General features: G+C 56.9%; 17 protein-coding genes. 6 read left to right on the top strand and 11 right to left on the bottom strand.

All coding sequences use genetic code 11. The features are described from left to right. Window positions 1-12: 12 nt before the first annotated feature. The gene (locus ASG03_RS08115; protein ID WP_082475621.1) at window positions 13-276 is read right to left on the bottom strand and encodes a KTSC domain-containing protein; all 264 of its coding nucleotides are present in this window, start codon (window positions 274-276) and stop codon (window positions 13-15) included. 138 nt (window positions 277-414) lie between these two features. After that, the gene (locus ASG03_RS08110; protein ID WP_062475014.1) at window positions 415-711 is read right to left on the bottom strand and encodes a hypothetical protein; all 297 of its coding nucleotides are present in this window, start codon (window positions 709-711) and stop codon (window positions 415-417) included. 207 nt (window positions 712-918) lie between these two features. Between ASG03_RS08110 and ASG03_RS08105 the strand changes: the two genes are divergently transcribed. Both ASG03_RS08105 and ASG03_RS08100 read left to right on the top strand, forming a co-directional pair. Then, on the top strand, window positions 919-1293 hold the full coding sequence (locus tag ASG03_RS08105; RefSeq protein WP_062693224.1) for a VOC family protein: 375 nt from the start codon (window positions 919-921) through the stop codon (window positions 1291-1293). A 179-nt stretch (window positions 1294-1472) separates the two neighbouring features. Continuing rightward, window positions 1473-3455, top strand: coding sequence for a methyl-accepting chemotaxis protein (locus ASG03_RS08100; protein WP_062693421.1), 1983 nt, complete (start codon window positions 1473-1475; stop codon window positions 3453-3455). 136 nt (window positions 3456-3591) lie between these two features. Here ASG03_RS08100 and ASG03_RS08095 read toward each other — a convergent pair whose 3' ends face one another. Beyond that, window positions 3592-4026 carry a helix-turn-helix domain-containing protein gene (locus ASG03_RS08095; protein WP_062693223.1) on the bottom strand — a complete coding sequence of 145 codons (435 nt, stop codon included), beginning with the start codon at window positions 4024-4026 and terminating at the stop codon, window positions 3592-3594. A 69-nt stretch (window positions 4027-4095) separates the two neighbouring features. Between ASG03_RS08095 and ASG03_RS08090 the strand changes: the two genes are divergently transcribed. Next, window positions 4096-5427: an MFS transporter gene (locus ASG03_RS08090; protein WP_062693222.1), complete on the top strand. Its 1332-nt coding sequence runs from the start codon at window positions 4096-4098 to the stop codon at window positions 5425-5427. Here the strand turns inward: ASG03_RS08090 and ASG03_RS08085 are convergent. The 4 genes from ASG03_RS08085 to ASG03_RS08065 form a co-directional block, all read right to left on the bottom strand. Then, window positions 5417-6391 (bottom strand): acyltransferase, encoded by a 975-nt coding sequence (locus tag ASG03_RS08085; protein ID WP_062693221.1) that lies wholly within the window; start codon window positions 6389-6391, stop codon window positions 5417-5419. The two genes, ASG03_RS08090 and ASG03_RS08085, sit on opposite strands and share 11 nt — an antisense overlap. Window positions 6392-6588: 197 nt before the next feature. Beyond that, entirely contained in the window at window positions 6589-7281 is a 693-nt protein-coding gene (locus ASG03_RS08080; RefSeq protein ID WP_244475213.1) for a permease, read from the bottom strand. 88 nt (window positions 7282-7369) lie between these two features. Next, the gene (locus tag ASG03_RS08075; protein ID WP_062693219.1) at window positions 7370-8089 is read right to left on the bottom strand and encodes a hypothetical protein; all 720 of its coding nucleotides are present in this window, start codon (window positions 8087-8089) and stop codon (window positions 7370-7372) included. Window positions 8090-8583: 494 nt separating this feature from the next. Then, window positions 8584-9153 carry a hypothetical protein gene (locus ASG03_RS08065; RefSeq protein WP_062693217.1) on the bottom strand — a complete coding sequence of 190 codons (570 nt, stop codon included), beginning with the start codon at window positions 9151-9153 and terminating at the stop codon, window positions 8584-8586. A 643-nt stretch (window positions 9154-9796) separates the two neighbouring features. On the opposite strand from ASG03_RS08065, the gene ASG03_RS21395 reads away from it, so the two are divergent. After that, window positions 9797-10702, top strand: coding sequence for a hypothetical protein (locus ASG03_RS21395; protein ID WP_156381768.1), 906 nt, complete (start codon window positions 9797-9799; stop codon window positions 10700-10702). Window positions 10703-11153: 451 nt separating this feature from the next. On the opposite strand, the gene ASG03_RS21390 is transcribed toward ASG03_RS21395, so the two are convergent. After that, window positions 11154-11546, bottom strand: a complete 393-nt coding sequence (locus ASG03_RS21390; protein ID WP_156381767.1) for a hypothetical protein — start codon at window positions 11544-11546, stop codon at window positions 11154-11156. A gap of 8 nt (window positions 11547-11554) precedes the next feature. After that, on the bottom strand, window positions 11555-12478 hold the full coding sequence (locus ASG03_RS08060; protein ID WP_062693216.1) for a ParA family protein: 924 nt from the start codon (window positions 12476-12478) through the stop codon (window positions 11555-11557). 922 nt (window positions 12479-13400) lie between these two features. Here ASG03_RS08060 and ASG03_RS08055 point away from each other — a divergent pair. Together ASG03_RS08055 and ASG03_RS21005 are read left to right on the top strand one after the other, a co-directional pair. Continuing rightward, the gene (locus ASG03_RS08055) at window positions 13401-13703 is read left to right on the top strand and encodes a helix-turn-helix transcriptional regulator (protein WP_062693215.1); all 303 of its coding nucleotides are present in this window, start codon (window positions 13401-13403) and stop codon (window positions 13701-13703) included. Further along, a complete protein-coding gene (locus ASG03_RS21005) occupies window positions 13693-14622 on the top strand; it encodes a reverse transcriptase family protein (protein ID WP_082475620.1) in 930 nt (309 codons plus the stop codon). Before ASG03_RS08055 ends, ASG03_RS21005 begins: the two co-directional genes overlap by 11 nt. 478 nt (window positions 14623-15100) lie before the next feature. On the opposite strand, the gene ASG03_RS08050 is transcribed toward ASG03_RS21005, so the two are convergent. Together ASG03_RS08050 and ASG03_RS08045 are read right to left on the bottom strand one after the other, a co-directional pair. Further along, the gene (locus tag ASG03_RS08050) at window positions 15101-15355 is read right to left on the bottom strand and encodes a hypothetical protein (RefSeq protein ID WP_062693214.1); all 255 of its coding nucleotides are present in this window, start codon (window positions 15353-15355) and stop codon (window positions 15101-15103) included. Window positions 15356-15469: 114 nt separating this feature from the next. Then, a complete protein-coding gene (locus tag ASG03_RS08045) occupies window positions 15470-16162 on the bottom strand; it encodes an XRE family transcriptional regulator (RefSeq protein WP_244475201.1) in 693 nt (230 codons plus the stop codon). Window positions 16163-16287: the final 125 nt, after the last annotated feature.

The following is a 16287-nucleotide window of genomic DNA, read 5'->3' as shown; positions in this document are numbered from 1 at the left end:
GGATCCCGGGTTTCAGGCCGCCCGGACCGCTGCGGCAGGCTGCCCCACGACCCGCTCGGTGACCCGCTCCGTGACGAGGCGCGGGAACTTCGTGCGGATATGATCGATGTAATGCTGGCCCGGCGAGGGCGCGTCGATCATAGCATGGACGTCGGCCTCGCCGACGCCCAGAAAACGGCGCTCCTCGCCATTCTTCAGGCGGAGATGGAGCTGCCCGTCTTCGGGATTGAAGAAGACCGCGGTGATGATTCTGGAGTTGACTGGAAGCTGCTTCATCGGCGTGTCCCGCTTTCTGTGTGACCGAAAGCAGAGTGCCTGAAAATCGTTACGGGCCTTCCCAGCAAGGATGGTAAAGACACCCTGCGCTCGATGCATCAAATGCAACCGATGCACGGGGTTCGACCAGCGCGGGCCTCAGCGGATGCTGGAGCGCCCGCTCGCATGAATGAGGCCGCCGCTCGTGCTGCCGACGCCCGTCGGCCGCAGATCGACAGGAGGATAGCAGACCTGCACGATCTCCGTGTACCGCGGATACGGGAAGCGATAGTCGATCTGGAGCCGCTCGCAATCGACATCCGTGGCCACATAGGCCGCACGCGGCGCATATCGGTTCATATCGCCGCCCTCGACGATCAGATCGGCGGACGAGGCCGCGGTGACGGACAGAAAGGAGCCGCACACGGAGAGGGCAAGAATGAGCGCTTTATACACGGCGTCCTCCGGACATTGATGGTCAGTCGACTATGACGGTCAGGAGAATATGGCCCGCGTGCCGAAAGTCGAGTCCCGCTGCATCGACATCCGGCCTTTGCGTTCGAAAGCGTGCCGTTTCTTGCCTTTAAAACAAGGTTTGCCAGGCGCACGGGATGCGGTAGTTTCACGGCACCACCCCGGACGGATCATCTCTGGAGACGCAGCATGTTCACCCACATCATGATCGGCAGCAACGATCTCGAAAAGGCGAGGGACTTCTACGACGCCACCTTCACCGCTTTGGGCGGACAGCCCGGCAAGACGGATGCCCGGGGCCGGCTGATCTACGATCACGAGGGCGGTTTGCTGATGATCACGACGCCGATCGACGGCCGGCCGGCGACCGCAGCCAATGGCGGAACGATCGGCATCGGCGCAGCGAGTGCGGATCATGTTCTCGCATGGCACAAGGCCGGGACCGACCATGGCGGCACCGCGATCGAGAGCCCGCCATCCGAGCGCCCGAACGGCGCCTTCGTCGCGTATCTGCGCGATCCCGACGGAAACAAGCTGTCGGCCCGGACTGCAAAAATGCGGTAGACGCTCCATCGACCCCGGAAAAGGTTAAGATCCCGTGGCGGGAATTTTTCCATTCGGGTCATCGGGGATTAATGCCCGGTCAACGGACGAAGAGTAAGTCTACACTATCGGTATGAGTCGCCGATGGATGGAACGCGCACGGCAGATGACTTGCCAACAGCACGCGTTGAGTGCTTCCCATAACCCGCCCCAAGATCAAGACTGCCCTGATCATCGTGCTTTCGATGATCGGCCTGACGTTTGCAGGCTTTGCGGCCTATGCCGTCCTCAGCATGGCCAACATCAACAAGAGCACCTCCGACATCGCCGGCAACTGGATGCCGAGCCTGGATGCCGCCAAGGAGGCCGACAACGCCTTTACCGACATCCGCGTCGCATGGCGCGATCACATCGTGTCGAGCACGGCCGCCGAGCAGCAGCTTGCCGAGGCCGACGCCACCGAAGCGGCCGCTCGCTTCACCAAGGCGCTGGCAGCGTACGAGAAGATCTACACCTACCCGGTCGAGCTCGAGATCACGAAGAAGATCCGCGAGGACTATGCCCAGTTTCAAGAGCTTCTCGTACTGCTGAAAAAGGCTTCGGCCGCCGACGATTATGCGGCTTCGGAAAAGATTCTGCTGACGGACATGAAGCCGCTTTCGGCCAGTATCAATGACGGCCTTGCCAAGCTGGTCGATATCAACACGAAGGGTGCTGGTGCGGCTTACCAGTCGAGCATAGCCGGCTACAATCAGGCGCTTTCGGTGACGATCGTGCTGCTGGTGTTCACGGCCCTTCTGATCGCCGGGTCCGTCTGGTTTGCGGTCACGGGGATTGCGCGTCCCATCCAGGCGATCACGGCGTCCATGAACGGTCTCGCGCGTGGCGATGCCGCAACGGCCATTCCCTTTGCGGGTCGGGCCGACGAGATCGGCGAAATGGCAGCAGCCGTGGAGGTCTTCCGGGCCAACGCGCAGGCCAATGCCAAGCTGGAGCAGGACGCCGCGACCCAGCGGCATCTGACGGAAGAACAGCGGCTTCGCACGGCAGACATCGAGCGGACGCGCGCCGAAGCCATGGCGCAGGCCACCAACGGCCTTGCGGATGGCCTGAAGCAGATGGCGTCCGGTAACCTTGCCTTCGAGCTCAAGCAGCCTTTTGCCGACGACTTTGAGAGCCTGCGCGCCGACTTCAATCTGGCCATTTCGCAGCTTCGCACGACGCTTGCCGACGTCGCGAAGGTTGGAAACTCGATTGACGGCGGGGCGCGCGAAGTCAGCCAGAGTGCCGACGACCTTGCCAAGCGGACCGAGCAGCAGGCTGCGTCGCTCGAAGAAACCGCGGCAGCCCTCGACCAGATCACGGCTAACGTTGCCAATTCCTCCAAGCGCGCGGAGGAGGCGCGGTCCGTCGCTGTCCAGGCGAGCACCAGCGCGACGCAGTCGGGAACCGTCGTCGCGAGCGCGGTCGAGGCCATGCGCAAGATCGAGGCATCGTCGTCCGAGGTCGCCAACATCATCAGCGTGATCGACGAAATCGCGTTCCAGACCAACCTGCTGGCCCTGAACGCCGGCGTCGAGGCGGCACGGGCCGGCGAGGCCGGCAACGGTTTTGCCGTCGTCGCCCAGGAGGTGCGCGAACTGGCGCAGCGGTCCGCCAAGGCTGCCAAGGAAATCAAGGATCTGATCCGGAATTCCTCCGTGGAAGTGGGAACCGGCGTCAAGCTCGTCAGTGACACGGGCGAAGCGCTGACGACGATCAGCCAGTTCATCGTGACGATGAACCAGCACATGGACTCGATCGCCACCTCGGCGAAGGAACAGTCGATCGGGCTTGCCGAAGTCAACACGGCGGTCAACCAGATGGACCAGGTGACGCAGCAGAACGCCGCCATGGTGGAGGAAGCCAATGCGGCCGGCGCGGCGCTGGCCAGCGAAGCCGGCCGGCTGCGCGAACTGATCAGCCAGTTCCAGCTCGGCCAGGCGGACAGCTCCTCCGTCCAGACGGCTGCCCTGCGCAAGACGGCGGCGACGATGGCCTCGGCCCGCTTCGCACCGGCACACGCACCGGCACCTTCACCGGCCCGCGCGATGGCCGGCAAGATCGCAAGGGCCGTGACGGGTCGCGGCGCTGCCACGGCAGCGGCTGTCGCCCCTTCGACAGACAGCTGGGAAGAGTTTTAAGCGACGCTCTTTCTCACCCGACGGAAAGGCGCTGCCGGTTTACCGGCGGCGCCTTTTTTGTTGGGGGGCGGCCCGATGCGCCGACCACCACCCGGGTGTTGGCCCTTGCGGCAGGGCCTCGCCGCGACGCCGCGCCTCAGGCCGGGCGTCGCCGGCCGCCGGTCTCCTTCCCCGTGCTGCGCCGCTTTCCCGCGACCTGCAGGAGCCGCCGGAAGGTCGGGCATTCCAGATGGGAGGGCGCGGGGCAGGCGGCGACATGCCGGAGCGTGTCGCGCAGCGCCGTCAGCTCGCGGATCTGGCGGTCGATCGCGTCGGCCTTTTGCTGAAGCTCGGCGCGGGGCAGGTCCGGCATGCCGTTTCGCCCGAACATCCCGGCCATCTCGTCCAGCGAGAAGCCGGCCTTCTTGCCCAGCGTGATCAGTCTCAGCTGCAGCAGGACCTCGGGCGGAAACTGCCGCCGCAATCCGTGGCGTGACACGGAGGAGATCAGACCCACCGCCTCATAATAGCGCAGGGCCGACGGCTTCACGCCCGTCTCGGCCGACACCTCTCCGATATCCAGAAATTTCATGCTTGACCTCAAGTGCGCTTGAAGTGGCAGCATGGGCCGAAACCGATATTCGAGCAAGAGGACACAAGGATGCAACAGGCTGGAACCATCACGGGGAACCGATCACGGCTGGGGGGCAGAATCACGCTGGCGCTTGCCATGCTGCTGGCCTCGCTCGGCACCAGTATCGCCAACATCGCCCTGCCGACGCTGTCCAGGGAGTTTGCCGCACCCTTTGCCGAGGTGCAGGCGGTCGTCGTCGCCTACCTCCTCGCCATGACGGTGACGGTGGTTCATGCCGGTCGGCTTGGCGATGCATATGGGCTGAAGCGCACGCTGCTGGCGGGCCTCGGCCTTTTCTTCGCCGGGTCGCTGCTTGGCGCCCTGGCGCCCGACCTGTGGACGCTGATCGGCGCGCGCGTTCTGCAAGGCATCGGGGCCGCCTTCCTGATGACGCTGTCCATGGCCCTGATGCGCGAGACGGCGAGCGCGGGAAGCCTCGGCCGTGCCATGGGCCTGCTCGGCACGGTGTCGGCCCTCGGAACGGCGCTCGGGCCGACCCTCGGGGGCCTGGTGATCCCGATCCTCGGAGGGCGCGGCATCTTCTGGGTGCAGGTGCCGCTGGCGGCCATCGCCTCGGTGATGGCCTTTGCCTTGCTGCCGGCCCGGGTGCCCGCCGTGCAGCCGGACCTTATGCCAAATGCCGACAGCGGGGGTCAGGGCAAAGGCCAAGGTCAGGGTGCGGGTCAGGGCAGGGCGGCTGCTGTCCCGCTGCGCGCCATGCTGCGCCACGGCCTCCTGCCGCATCTCATCGTCAACGTGCTGGTCGCCAACGTCATGATGACGACGCTGGTGGTGGCCCCGTTCTACCTCGGACAGGGCCTCGGCCTGACGGACACGCGGGTCGGCCTCCTGATGGCGATCGGTCCGGTGATCTCGATCGTCAGCGGCGTCCCGTCCGGTCGGATGGTGGATGCCTGGGGAAGCCGCCGGGTGCTGCTGGTGGGCCTCGTCCTCATGGCCGCCGGTGCCTTCGCATTGGCCTTCCTGCCGAACAGGATCGGGGTTGCCGGCTATGTGCTGTCCATCCTCGTCCTGACGCCGGGCTACCAGCTGTTCCAGTCCGCCAACAACACGGAGGCGCTGGCGGATGTCGCACCGGACCGCCGCGGCACCGTTTCGGGCCTCCTCAACCTGTCGCGCAACCTGGGCCTGATCGGAGGCGCATCGCTCATGGGGACGGTCTTTGCGCACAGCGTCGGCACGAAGGCGCTTGCCCTCGCGTCCCCCGCCGCCATGGCCGGCGGCCTGCAGCGCACCTTCCTGCTGGCGGGCGGGATCGTCACGCTGGCGATCGTCGTCCAAGGGCTGGCGCGGCGGTGGGTGCGCGCCGCGCCGGCATGGCCTGCCGTCAGCGGATGAAGCGCCGGAACGCCGTGACGCGCGACAGGAGCAGGATCGTCGCGACGGACGCGGAGACCGTGACGGCGGTCGCGATGAGAACGTTGCCGAGGGATGTCGCGGGCAAGAGCCACTGCACCCACCAGAGATGCAGAACATGGATGCAATAGAGGCCGAGCGTGTAACGGCCGAGGGCCGCGAGATTTCCGACCATGCGACCGCGGGGCGACAGGTTCAGGGCGATGGCGAAGACGCCGACCCCGAACGGCACCGTTCCCAGCGTATAGTCGATCGCTTGCGACGGCGTGGCAAGGTCTGCAAGCACGAGGACAGCGCGTTCGACGCCGGAGAGAAGCAGGCCCAAGGTGGTGAGGGTCAGCGCGCCGCGCATCCCCGGTTGCCAGCCATGCTTCCGGATGAGAAAGCCCAGGGCGACAAACAAGGCACCGAAAAAGGGCCCGTTCCGGAAATTCCAATGGACGGCAGGGCCCAAAGGCGCAGAGAGCGCGACGTAGTAGAGGCCGATGCCGTAGAGCAGCAGGCAGATGGCGACGAGGGCGCGATCGCCGAAGAAGCGCGCAATCCCGAAGACGGTGATGACCGAGACGCCGAGCGAAGGGAGGAACCAGAGATGGTAGCCCGGGCCCCCGCCGACGACGAGCCCGACGATGGTGGCAAAACCGAAATCGACATGGAAGAGCCGCCAGGCAACGAGATAGACGAGCATCCAGACGATGTAGATCGCCAACAGGCGCTGGACGAACTTGCCGACGAAGGCGGAAAACTTTGGTGTGTCGACCTTGAGGAAGTATCCGGAGACGAGGAAGAAGAAGGGGACGGCGAAGCGCGGCAAAATCTCGAGCGGGAGACCGTAGCGCGGTGGGAGGAACGGGCTCTTGGCGTGCAAAGCGACGATGAAGACGAAGGCCACGACGCGACAGGCGTCGATCCCGGACAGTCTGGCTTCGGCCGATAAGGCGGTCATCCGCAGGTTCTCTCATGAGGGAACCTGAATATTCGCTATTTCGTATTTAAGCGCAATATGCCCGACCTCAAACATAAGGAGGGGGTCGTCATTCGCCACGATTCCGGATCGCCGGATGTTTTTCGGAACCGTGCGGGCATTGCGGCAAGCCCCTGTCTCGTCGGCGTCCGTGCAGCTCGCGCTCTCGACGCATCACGTCACGCGGTGCCGGGCGACGGGTGGCCGTAAACCGCGTTGAACTCAAAACTGACAAGCACGGCAAGGCCCAAGGCAAGCCCTGTGGCCAGCGTGAAGGCGAGAAGAAAAAGACCGAAGGCTTTTGACGGCCCGATGGAGAGGTCCTGGACAAACCATCGAACCTGGCACTGCCCATACCAGGCCACGGCCACGATCAGGACAAGCAGGCCTGCGACCATGCCCTTTTGCAAAGGCAGGACGAGAAGATCGACGCCCAGTCCGACGGCGAAAACGAAGGGTGCGGCAACGAAGCACTGGCTGAAGAACGGTGGGCGAAGAGAGGTTCGGCTGAGCTTGACCGACTTCCACCGCAGCAGCGTGACGGCCATGCAGAGGGGATAGATTCCGAAGATCACGCCTCTCGCGATCATCAGGTTGGACCCTGCCGACGCGACTTCGGCCAGTCTGGCGGGATCGACGATGGAGGGTAACGCTGCTGCAAGGGCCTGTGAAAGAAGCAGGGTGATCAGCAGGAACAGCGGGGGGCTCAACGTATCGTCGTATTGGTCCTCAGGCCGGTCGGCCAGCTCCAGGTCCGCATAGCGCATCATGCTCAGAGGTCTTGTCACGCTGCGCCACATCGTTGCCGGGTAGAAGACGAGCCAACTGACAAGCTCGTACAGGAGCTCTTCGAGCGATTTGAGGAGCCTCATGAAATCCAACTTCGTCTCCCCCCTCTCTTCTGCATTTTAGACGTGTCGTCATAAAAATGCTAAATGCCAACAAGTGCTCGCTCGCTTCCTATAGCGGTGTCGCAGCGTGCCAAAAGGCCTCATAGGCTTGGATCTTCAGGGCTGATGCATCTCCGTCAACGCGGATAATTGATGCAGGAGATCTTGCAGCGATCGCATTGAGGGACTGTGTAAGCGACCACACTGTGGTGCCGTCGATAACAATGAGCCGGTCATGCAGAGCTCTTGATGGCGAGAGTCTCGCGTCGAGCGGGCGCGTTGTTGCGAATTGGGTTGTAAACCTGGTTGATGCCGGTTTGAGGCTGGCTTTGACCGCGGTCGCATCGGCCAAGAGTTCAATCGCGACGCCCTCGTTAGCTAACATAGCAAAGTCAGTAAGGGCCTTCTCGTCCATGTACGGATCAACGATGCGAACACTGACAGTCGCTGCGGTGAGCACTCGACCAACCGCAATCATGGCATCGAAGGCGTTTCCTGCATTGATGAACGCACCTTGAGCGGAGGCAGGTGCGCGAACTTCGGCAACAGCAGCGGCGCGGTAGAGGATGTCCATCAAATCGGGGACGTCATCGGTAAGTTCATACTCCGACCCGAGTCGCGCGGTAATTGTGCGGGTCCGTGCAGTGTCTGTTAAGTCACCGCTTTCTTGAACGAGCGCAAATGTCCTCGCGAGCCACCGCTTAGCATCGGTGGTCATAGCTCCCGAGTTAAAATCTGGAACGGCTTCGATATGCCGTTGCAGTGATACATACAGTTGCTCCGGATTCATCTTTGCCTCCTGCCACGGGAAAGCGGTGGCACGGCTAACGTTGCGCCGTCAATTGATCTACGCGCCCAGAAATATCTTTCCACCGGGGGCAAAACTCAAACGGTGCCATTTGTCCGGTGATTGTCCGCGTCCTGTCCGGTATTTGTCCAAAGGCACCTCGCGGCGCGATGATGAGGACGTTGGTGCCTGTTCAAAAGATCTTGACACGCACTTTTTGGAGTGGCTCCTTTGGCGCACGCAGATTCTGATTCAGAAGTCTAATACGCTTTATGCCGAGGTTGACGGGGGTGGCCCCCTGAGGGGCCTCTCCTTGCTCGATACTGAATCTTATCTCTACGGGTCTCAACACTTTCTGATACTTATCCGCGCGCTAGAGACGCGCCTTTTTGCCTGACCTCAAGTCATTGCGTCGGAATTAGCCGCGTCGTCAAACAGGAGGAGTTGGCAGCCAGCTTGAACCGCCAGCAGCGTCGGGCTACGAGGCGGACGGCAGCCTAGCAGACAGCAAACCGTGCAAGCACCGCTTCATAAAGATTTCCAATTGCGGTCAGGGCGTTGCTACTGATGACGATCATCGAGAAGAATAGAAGGCATCCTAGGAGCAGGGTGATAAGCGTGCCCATCGTTCGGCGGCCCGCCAGCTTGTGAAAATACTCGATGCTTTTCTCGCCGTGGTCATAGTTCGTTTGTAGCCCCTCCTTGATCAGAGCCAAATCCTCTGGAGAGGCCATCGGCTCGATCATCGCAAGAGTTGCTCGCCGCTGCATTTCATTTTCGCAGTTTCCGACCGTGAAATTAGCAATATTAAACATATGCATCATCGCTAACGCATTGAACCAAAGCGCAGTAAAGAATGCGATGAGGGCGAGAACGCCGAGCAGTGTAGCAACCGGACTTAGGTCTAATTTCGTCGCCAAGAACGCTAAGACAGCTATAAGACCCGCGCCTGCACCGGCGCTCAGCGAGGTGAGCAGTTTTGTCCACCAACCGTCCGCACGTGCCTGGGCTGCGTCGCGTTTACTTCTAACATCTTCAACGGAGATTTTATCAAGTCGCTCAAACATCGTTTCATGACCAGTGAGCGCTCTGCGACGCTGTGAAAAATGTTTAAGGCCACGTCGCATCCCACGTCGCATGGAATAGCCGAGAGTCGAAGGAACCCCATGGAAACCAAGGGAATTAGGTCGCATCTCGATGCGACTGTTGTTTGTCACCGCTATCTGCAAATACCGGGAATATCTGGGAACGAGCGGGAATGTGCGGGAAGCCGTTGATTGACAACGGTTTATGCGTCGCTTGACCGGTATGTCCTCCAACAGTTTTTGACAGCGCGGCGGTCCTGAAACTGGCCCACCATGTCAATCTCCGCCGGATCCGCATGTTTCCGTGAAGAAGCCTTCAAAAACCCTTGAAACGCCTTTTACGGGTCTTCAAACCATTGATTTGTAATGATGTGGATACAGGGCGATCTGGTTGAAGATCTCAGCCTGAAACGGCAAATCGGCCACTCTGAACCAATCTAAAGAATGTCTGTGTGTCCGATTTGAAATTACGATGAAAAAGCAGCATGTTAGGCTTTTTCCGGGTAATTTAAGCGTGACAGGCGCATCAGTGCCTGATTACCGTATCCGCACTGCTTCCTATAGGAGTCATTCAGTATGCACATGAACCAGAGCAAGCTAAGGCTGGGTACTAGAGGGCGGCATCATGACATCCGCTAAGTTGATAACGGGGGAGCAGTTGGCTCGTGCTGCGGCTTCCGATTTTCGAAATTTTTTTCTGCCACTCTGCGGGCCGACGATACTCATTCGTGTGGGGTCAGTCCAGAACCCATGCATACGGAGCAACAAATCGGGAAGCTTCATCGTAATCCCAAACGAAATGGCGCAGGAGAAAATTGACAATCCCGACCGCCTCCATTTTCACCTGTTGATCCTTGGCCACGAGATTGCACATCTTGTGCACATGCATCTTCATGGTGAAACCCTAGAGGCAGAAGACAACAGCTCACTCGAGTTCTGGGCCGATTTTTACGGTGCAAAGGTGATGATGGCACTGATCATGTTTGGTGAAAAAGTGTCTCAAGAGTACCGTACACTCCAACCTAGCAGGGTGTCATTTGAGCAAAGAGTGGAAAGTATTGGAAACGGTGTGGCAATGCTTAAACCTTACTACAACGAAAATAAAAGGTATCCTCTTCCTCTGATGCGTGTGTCTCTCTCTAGCATTGGCGTCACATCTTTTTTGCGCCAATATTATATTGGCCAAAATCCAAGCCCTGGATGGATGCTTACTGTACAACGAAAAATATTACTCCATCCTGAACATAATGATTTAATAAAGTTCAGTTCGGATCAGATTAAGAACTTTGCAGCTCCAATCAAGCGTGCACGCAGGTGGCATATTAAGATGCAAAAACGAAATGACTTAGCTTACAATTTAAATCCTAGAATGCGCCCCTATATTAGTCCAATATTTGACGAATCTTACCGAGATATGGAGTGGAAGAGGAAGAAGATTTACGAGGAATTAGATGAACTCGCGGTTTTAGTTGGCGAACCGGATATGTTTAAATCCGACCAGTCCAGGTGGTCCAAACCGGACATTTATTAGTAACCTAGTGAATGCTCTGTAATAAAAAACTACGATATCCATCAAGCGCGGGACGGTCGATGTTCAGCAGTGAAATCCGGCGGTGCATAGTCCGGCACTAAGTGTTGAGAAACCTAGGTTGAATATAAGCGAATTACGTGACTGACCAGTCGTTCCATGTTTGGACCTTATGCGACGCCTGCAGGTCGTTCCATAAAGGCGATATATGCGATCGGTGTCGGCCGATCCATATCCGAGTCTTATGCGACCTGCCCCATCGACAGGCAGAGTTGCACGCTCCTAGCCAATTTTAAGAAGGTCATTGTGTCCGGTCTTCGGATTCTGTTTAATCCTCAGAGATTTACCTTGTGTCGAGCCCTTTTCAACAGTAACGCAGCCGGAAAAATTCAAGAGTGTCACAGCGTCAAGGCTTTGGAATACTTTCTGAAGTCGTCGTACTATAAAGTATGCTTTACTCACCCCGTATCGCACGGGACCTGATTTTGTATCCAATAGAAGCGTCTATTATCTTCTCGACTGCATCGTCATAACTGAAATTTTTCGACAACGATATCTTCAGCGCGCGAGCAACTGCATCGACATCGCTCTTACGTGGAAATAGCTCTTTCAAATGAACGCTCAACTCTTGCCGACTTTCAAATTGCTCCAAGCGACGTAATTCATCCTCAGATATTGCCGGAGGCCTCTCAGGAGCTTCTACCGGAAGCTTTCGCCGTTTACTGAATTCAGCTCGTGCGCTGCGCGCACTGCTATAGACGGCAGCTATTAGCTCGTCGTTCTCGCTTTCGGCTACATCCGCGATCAATCGTATCAGCTTTGCCAGATCTTTATTTCCGGAAGTCATATTAGGCCCTACAGATCTATTTTGTCGACGAATTCACTCGCGACAGCTTCAAGGCCATCAACCACTGATTTATAAGTTCCGCCTGTTGTGCCTTTCAGCACGACAGGTACACCTTCTTCAGGTGCGCTGGCGAATAAAGTATCGTTCCGCTTGATGTAATCATCGAAAATAACGAGGCCACCAAGCCTGCTCAACTGGCTTATATAAGTTTGTTGAGCCTGGATGGGGGCTTCCGAGCGCTCTTGGATCATGTTGAATAGAACTCCGATTGTGGAAGGCATGATAGGGGCGGTCGCATCCTCGCCCTCTTCCGCGTAATCGTTATAGTCGCGTACCAACTCGTTCATATTGCGAATGAGGTAGTCAATCCCAAGGGTGCTAAGGAAATCTGGGCGCGTGGGAACGAGTATGTAATCACTTGCTACAATTGCCGTCTTGGTGACAATATTAAAATTGGGAGGGCAATCAATCAGCACAACGTCATATTCGCCAGATGGAATGTCAGCAATACCATCTGCTAGCCGCCTGTGAACTTTCAAAAAGTTCTTTTTTGACTGCTTCATATTGGCACCCGCAAGCAGTGTCGCCAAGTCGAGATCCACATTTATCAAGCCAAGGTGAGAGCTTATCAAGTGGAGCTTGCCATTTCCATCAAGTCTTTGTTTTACTCGGGCAGGCTCAACAATTAAGCTGTTAATGTCGAACGTAGAGCCGTCAATTAATGAGTCGAAAGCTTGCTTGATGGTTTTTGTTTCCGCCAGTGAGTTTTGCCATTCGTCAGGGCGAATAAATGAGAAAGTCAGATTTGTTTGCGGATCAAGATCGATCATCAGCACCTTATAGCCTCGCCATGCAAGTTCAGCTGACAAATTCGCAGTGACCGTAGTTTTCCCAACCCCACCTTTGTAGTTGATGACGGATACAATCTTCATTACCTGCTCCCTGATTCGGCCTGCAGACAGCCTATCAAGATTCTCGCTGGAATGTATGTAATCTGCACGTTGATCGCTTACTGATTGCAATGAGCTGAAGGGAGCTTGTTTTTATGCGATCCCTTGAGCAGCAGCCGGCATAACCGAGAGAAGGGCTCTCGGTGTCGAGGCGTTAGAATCCCGCCATATGATCCTGGGCCGAGATGGTTTCATAAGCGGGGATAGGTGGCCGGGAGCGGCTGTCTCATCTTAGGCGCTTAAGTGAACGTGTTGGTCGTTCCATAAATGCGATACATGCGATCGGGACGACACATCATCTAGCATATGCATTTAAGGGATCTTTGTCCCGCGCGAGCCCCGCTCTTACGGGTCAGCTGATTAAAAAAGTTCGCTAAGAGCGAACAAACTTCTTGAAATCACCCGGCTACTCGGCTATTTCTTGTTCTAGATCACGAGCGGAAGAAGTCGTCATTTTCAGGTATTCGCATATGCGGATACCGTGGAGGACCTCGCGTCCTCTGATCTTACCCGGACGCCGGGCGACCCGAGAGGGGAGGCCGTGGCGGGCGGGCGAAGCAGAAGCAGCCCTAACGAGCGGGCTGCTTCTAGGTAAAAGGTGCGTGCTGCTGGTTCCGACTCTGTTTGGTGACGACCCTTAGGGATGGTCCCGACGGGCAAACAGAGGAACTTTACATGTCTATAGAAGAAAGTGATCGCCAGCAGCAGCGGCTAAAGAGCGGGAAAAAGACGCGCCGGGTTCGGTTCGTCAGGTGGTGCTGGAGACAGCTCAAAAATCCGCGAATGTTGAAGTCGACTCTCCGTCTGGCTTTGACCATATTTCGCCTAGTGCGGATATGCCACGATATCTTCGGACCGTCGTGATACGCCGTTAACCTAATATCTACAAGGAAAGGAGTTTCATATGTTATCCGAAGCCTTGAGATTAATTCGCGTGTTTCACGATCTTAAGCAGCGTGAAGCAGCAGAAAAACTCGGGATATCCAAATCACATCTTTCTGAAATTGAGAGTGGCAATAAGACGCCCTCTCTAGAGATCATTGACCGGTATGCGAAGACATTCGGGATTCCTGCGTCTTCTATTATGTTTTTTTCGGAGAACATCGAGGGAGCTGGAAAAGGCGAAAAGGCAAAGACCTTTATTGCGTCTAAAGTTATAAATTTTCTCCAATTAATCGAGCAAAGGTCGTTTTCCGATGTCGCATAGGGCGGTGAAATCGCATGATTTACGAGATAGTGCGCTTTTCAATATCGGAACGCGGAAAAAACTTGCGAGTGTTTTGCTCTGCTCACCGGATCATCTGAACCTTGTCCAGAAGCTTGAGGTCAAATACAAAAAACGCTGGAAACCAAAGGATAGCGATACCGCGCCGTGGTTAACCCAACCTCCGGCACCTCATGAAGCGGACTGTTTCCGCCCTATCGATATTCCGGTCGATCCTCTAAAGAAGTTGCAGGGGCGAATAGCCGACCTTCTGTCACGCGTTAAGGCGCCACCCTATCTGTGTAGTCCAGTGAGGGGCGTGTCTTATGTTGATAACGCCAGAGCACATATTGAGGGGAGTGCCTTCTGGCTTTTGGATATTGCTGATTACTTTCCAAGCTGTACCGCCAATCGGGTCGCTTGGTTCTTCAGGACCGTGATGAAATGTGCTCCTGATGTAACTGCGATCCTAGTGGCAATTGTAACCGACAGCGGCAGGCTTCCCCAAGGCTCTCCGTCAAGCCCGATCCTTGCGTATTTTTCAAATCTAAAGATGTGGGGTGAGGTCGCTGCACTTGTGCATCGAGCTGGCTGCATTTTGAGTGTCTACGCGGACGATATCACCATCTCTGGGAAGACCGTGCCGGGCGCGTTGGTATGGAATGTCAAACAAACGATCGTAAAGAATGGCTTCAGGCTAAAGCGGGAAAAAGAAGTGAGCCTTGTTTGCTGTCCAGCTGACATCACGGGCGTCATTGTTCGCAACGGGTCATTGAAACTTCCAAATAGGCAGCTGAAGAAGATTGTCGAAACGAAGAAACTTCTCAGAGCTTCCACTGATAAAATGACCGCAGATAAGTTGAAAACCCAAATTGCAGGCCGCTTAGCCCAGCGTCGCCAAATCGAATGTGCCAGTTGTTGACTTAGACTTCTTGCAGCGTCACTGCCGATGCCAACGTTCGGTTCGTAGTGCGCCTTAAAGTCTGCAATTAGGTAATGCTCTTTCCTGCAGTTTCGCAGCGAAGCCGATCAGGAATTGGTCGAGCGTTAGATTTCCGCAGAGGCGGTGGACATCACTGGCGCGGGAGCGCTTCATGGTCCGGTAGTAGGTGCAGGCCAAGTTAACTAGTTGTCCCTCATCCGCCGCTTCGTGGAGCGTCCAGCGACGGATGTTATTGCCTGGGCCGTTTTTATCCGGCAGGGCTAGTCTCGATCAGGGACCGGTCGCCAGCCGCGTGTGTATCCAACGCTGAGAGCACATCCTGCCCACGACAGTTGCTCTCGGAGGTGGCGGCAATCCTTGAGCAAAGTTTCAATGGCGGCGATTGTGTTGCCGTTATGATATGCCAGGACCTGCTCGAGCTCCGGCATCTGTGTTTTCTCGACTTCCTTGACCGCGCTCATGCTGCGGCTGCTTCTTGTGTGAAATCGACGATACTACCAAATTTGCAAAGAAGACGAGGGCTCGTCATGTCTCCGTTTTCCATATCAGCGAGAACCTCGAAAGCAGCAGTTCCGGCAAACCGCTCGGACATTGATTCCGCGATCCGCTCCGCCAATGCCTCGTTAGATGCCGTTCGCATCTCACCTGGGACGATCGCTCCGCCTTTCACCTTTTTGAAGGGCACAATGATGTATTTGGTCTGTAAGGACATCGGAAACTCCTTGCTTAAACGCCGTGGATGTTCCTAGTTTGTTCTCATGCCGATTTGGAGTCAATTGGGCTTGGAAAAGATTCTCAGATAGAGGTATTGGTTAGGAAAATTGACCTACGCCGAGCGGCCGTACCACACGACGCGCCCGACCACGATAAGATCGACGATGCGATCGGTCACGAAGCTCTCAACCGGATAATTGCCGGCGACATTATCAGACATCAGGTCCAGGCTGCCGTCAAACCGCCATCTAGCGCGCTTTACCAGCAAATTGCCCTCAGCGTTAAAGACGTAGATCCTGCCATCATCAACGGTTTGCTGGCTTTGGTCGACGATCAGCATTGCTCCGTCAGGGAAGGTCGGCAGCATGCTGTCTCCCTTAGCCCACATGAGGAAACAGCTTTCTGGCTGTGCGCCGAGGCCACGGAGGAAGCGCTTCTCGAACGTTACCTCGTTTGCGGCGTGCTCTACATAGGTAACGACGCCACGACCAGCGGATGCGGCCACGTCGTACTGCGGTAGACGAATGAATTCCGACGATAATGGTCCTGCAGGGACGACTTGGCCAGCTCCCGCTTCTTCCTCTTGACCGGTGACAAGCCAGATCAAATTGGCACCGTAGCGCTCTCTATACGCGTTTAAGACCGAGGCCGAAGGTTCAGTGTCACCTCGCTCGTACGAGGCTAAAGCGCTTTTGCTTACGCCGATATTCAGCGCCACCTGGTCCCGGTCGATGTCCCCGATATTGCGGCGGAACTGACGCAAGCGTTGGGCCAGCGGCGTCTTCGGCTCGGTTTCCGGTCTCACCAAAATACCATCCGCATAAATTCGATTTCAGCTTTACAAAATCTGAAATCGAATTTACTCCTATCATTAGCAGCCGCAAAAAGCGGGCTGCTTGTGCTCACTACCATTCAACAAAAAGCGGATGC

This window comes from Rhizobium sp. Leaf341 (genome assembly GCF_001424325.1).
GTDB lineage: Bacteria > Pseudomonadota > Alphaproteobacteria > Rhizobiales > Rhizobiaceae > Ferranicluibacter.
Note: the sequence above shows the minus strand (reverse complement) of the source record. Positions and strands in the feature narration are given on the sequence as shown.

Coding starts and splice junctions, on each gene's coding strand:
- ASG03_RS08080 (WP_244475213.1), bottom strand. CDS start 7,281: ATGAGGCTCCTCAAATCGCTCGAAGAGCTCCTGTACGAGCTTGTCAGT.
- ASG03_RS08050 (WP_062693214.1), bottom strand. CDS start 15,355: ATGTCCTTACAGACCAAATACATCATTGTGCCCTTCAAAAAGGTGAAA.
- ASG03_RS08065 (WP_062693217.1), bottom strand. CDS start 9,153: ATGTTTGAGCGACTTGATAAAATCTCCGTTGAAGATGTTAGAAGTAAA.
- ASG03_RS08085 (WP_062693221.1), bottom strand. CDS start 6,391: ATGACCGCCTTATCGGCCGAAGCCAGACTGTCCGGGATCGACGCCTGT.
- ASG03_RS08095 (WP_062693223.1), bottom strand. CDS start 4,026: ATGAAATTTCTGGATATCGGAGAGGTGTCGGCCGAGACGGGCGTGAAG.
- ASG03_RS21395 (WP_156381768.1), top strand. CDS start 9,797: ATGACATCCGCTAAGTTGATAACGGGGGAGCAGTTGGCTCGTGCTGCG.
- ASG03_RS21390 (WP_156381767.1), bottom strand. CDS start 11,546: ATGACTTCCGGAAATAAAGATCTGGCAAAGCTGATACGATTGATCGCG.
- ASG03_RS08075 (WP_062693219.1), bottom strand. CDS start 8,089: ATGAATCCGGAGCAACTGTATGTATCACTGCAACGGCATATCGAAGCC.
- ASG03_RS08115 (WP_082475621.1), bottom strand. CDS start 276: ATGAAGCAGCTTCCAGTCAACTCCAGAATCATCACCGCGGTCTTCTTC.
- ASG03_RS08060 (WP_062693216.1), bottom strand. CDS start 12,478: ATGAAGATTGTATCCGTCATCAACTACAAAGGTGGGGTTGGGAAAACT.
- ASG03_RS21005 (WP_082475620.1), top strand. CDS start 13,693: ATGTCGCATAGGGCGGTGAAATCGCATGATTTACGAGATAGTGCGCTT.
- ASG03_RS08105 (WP_062693224.1), top strand. CDS start 919: ATGTTCACCCACATCATGATCGGCAGCAACGATCTCGAAAAGGCGAGG.
- ASG03_RS08055 (WP_062693215.1), top strand. CDS start 13,401: ATGTTATCCGAAGCCTTGAGATTAATTCGCGTGTTTCACGATCTTAAG.
- ASG03_RS08090 (WP_062693222.1), top strand. CDS start 4,096: ATGCAACAGGCTGGAACCATCACGGGGAACCGATCACGGCTGGGGGGC.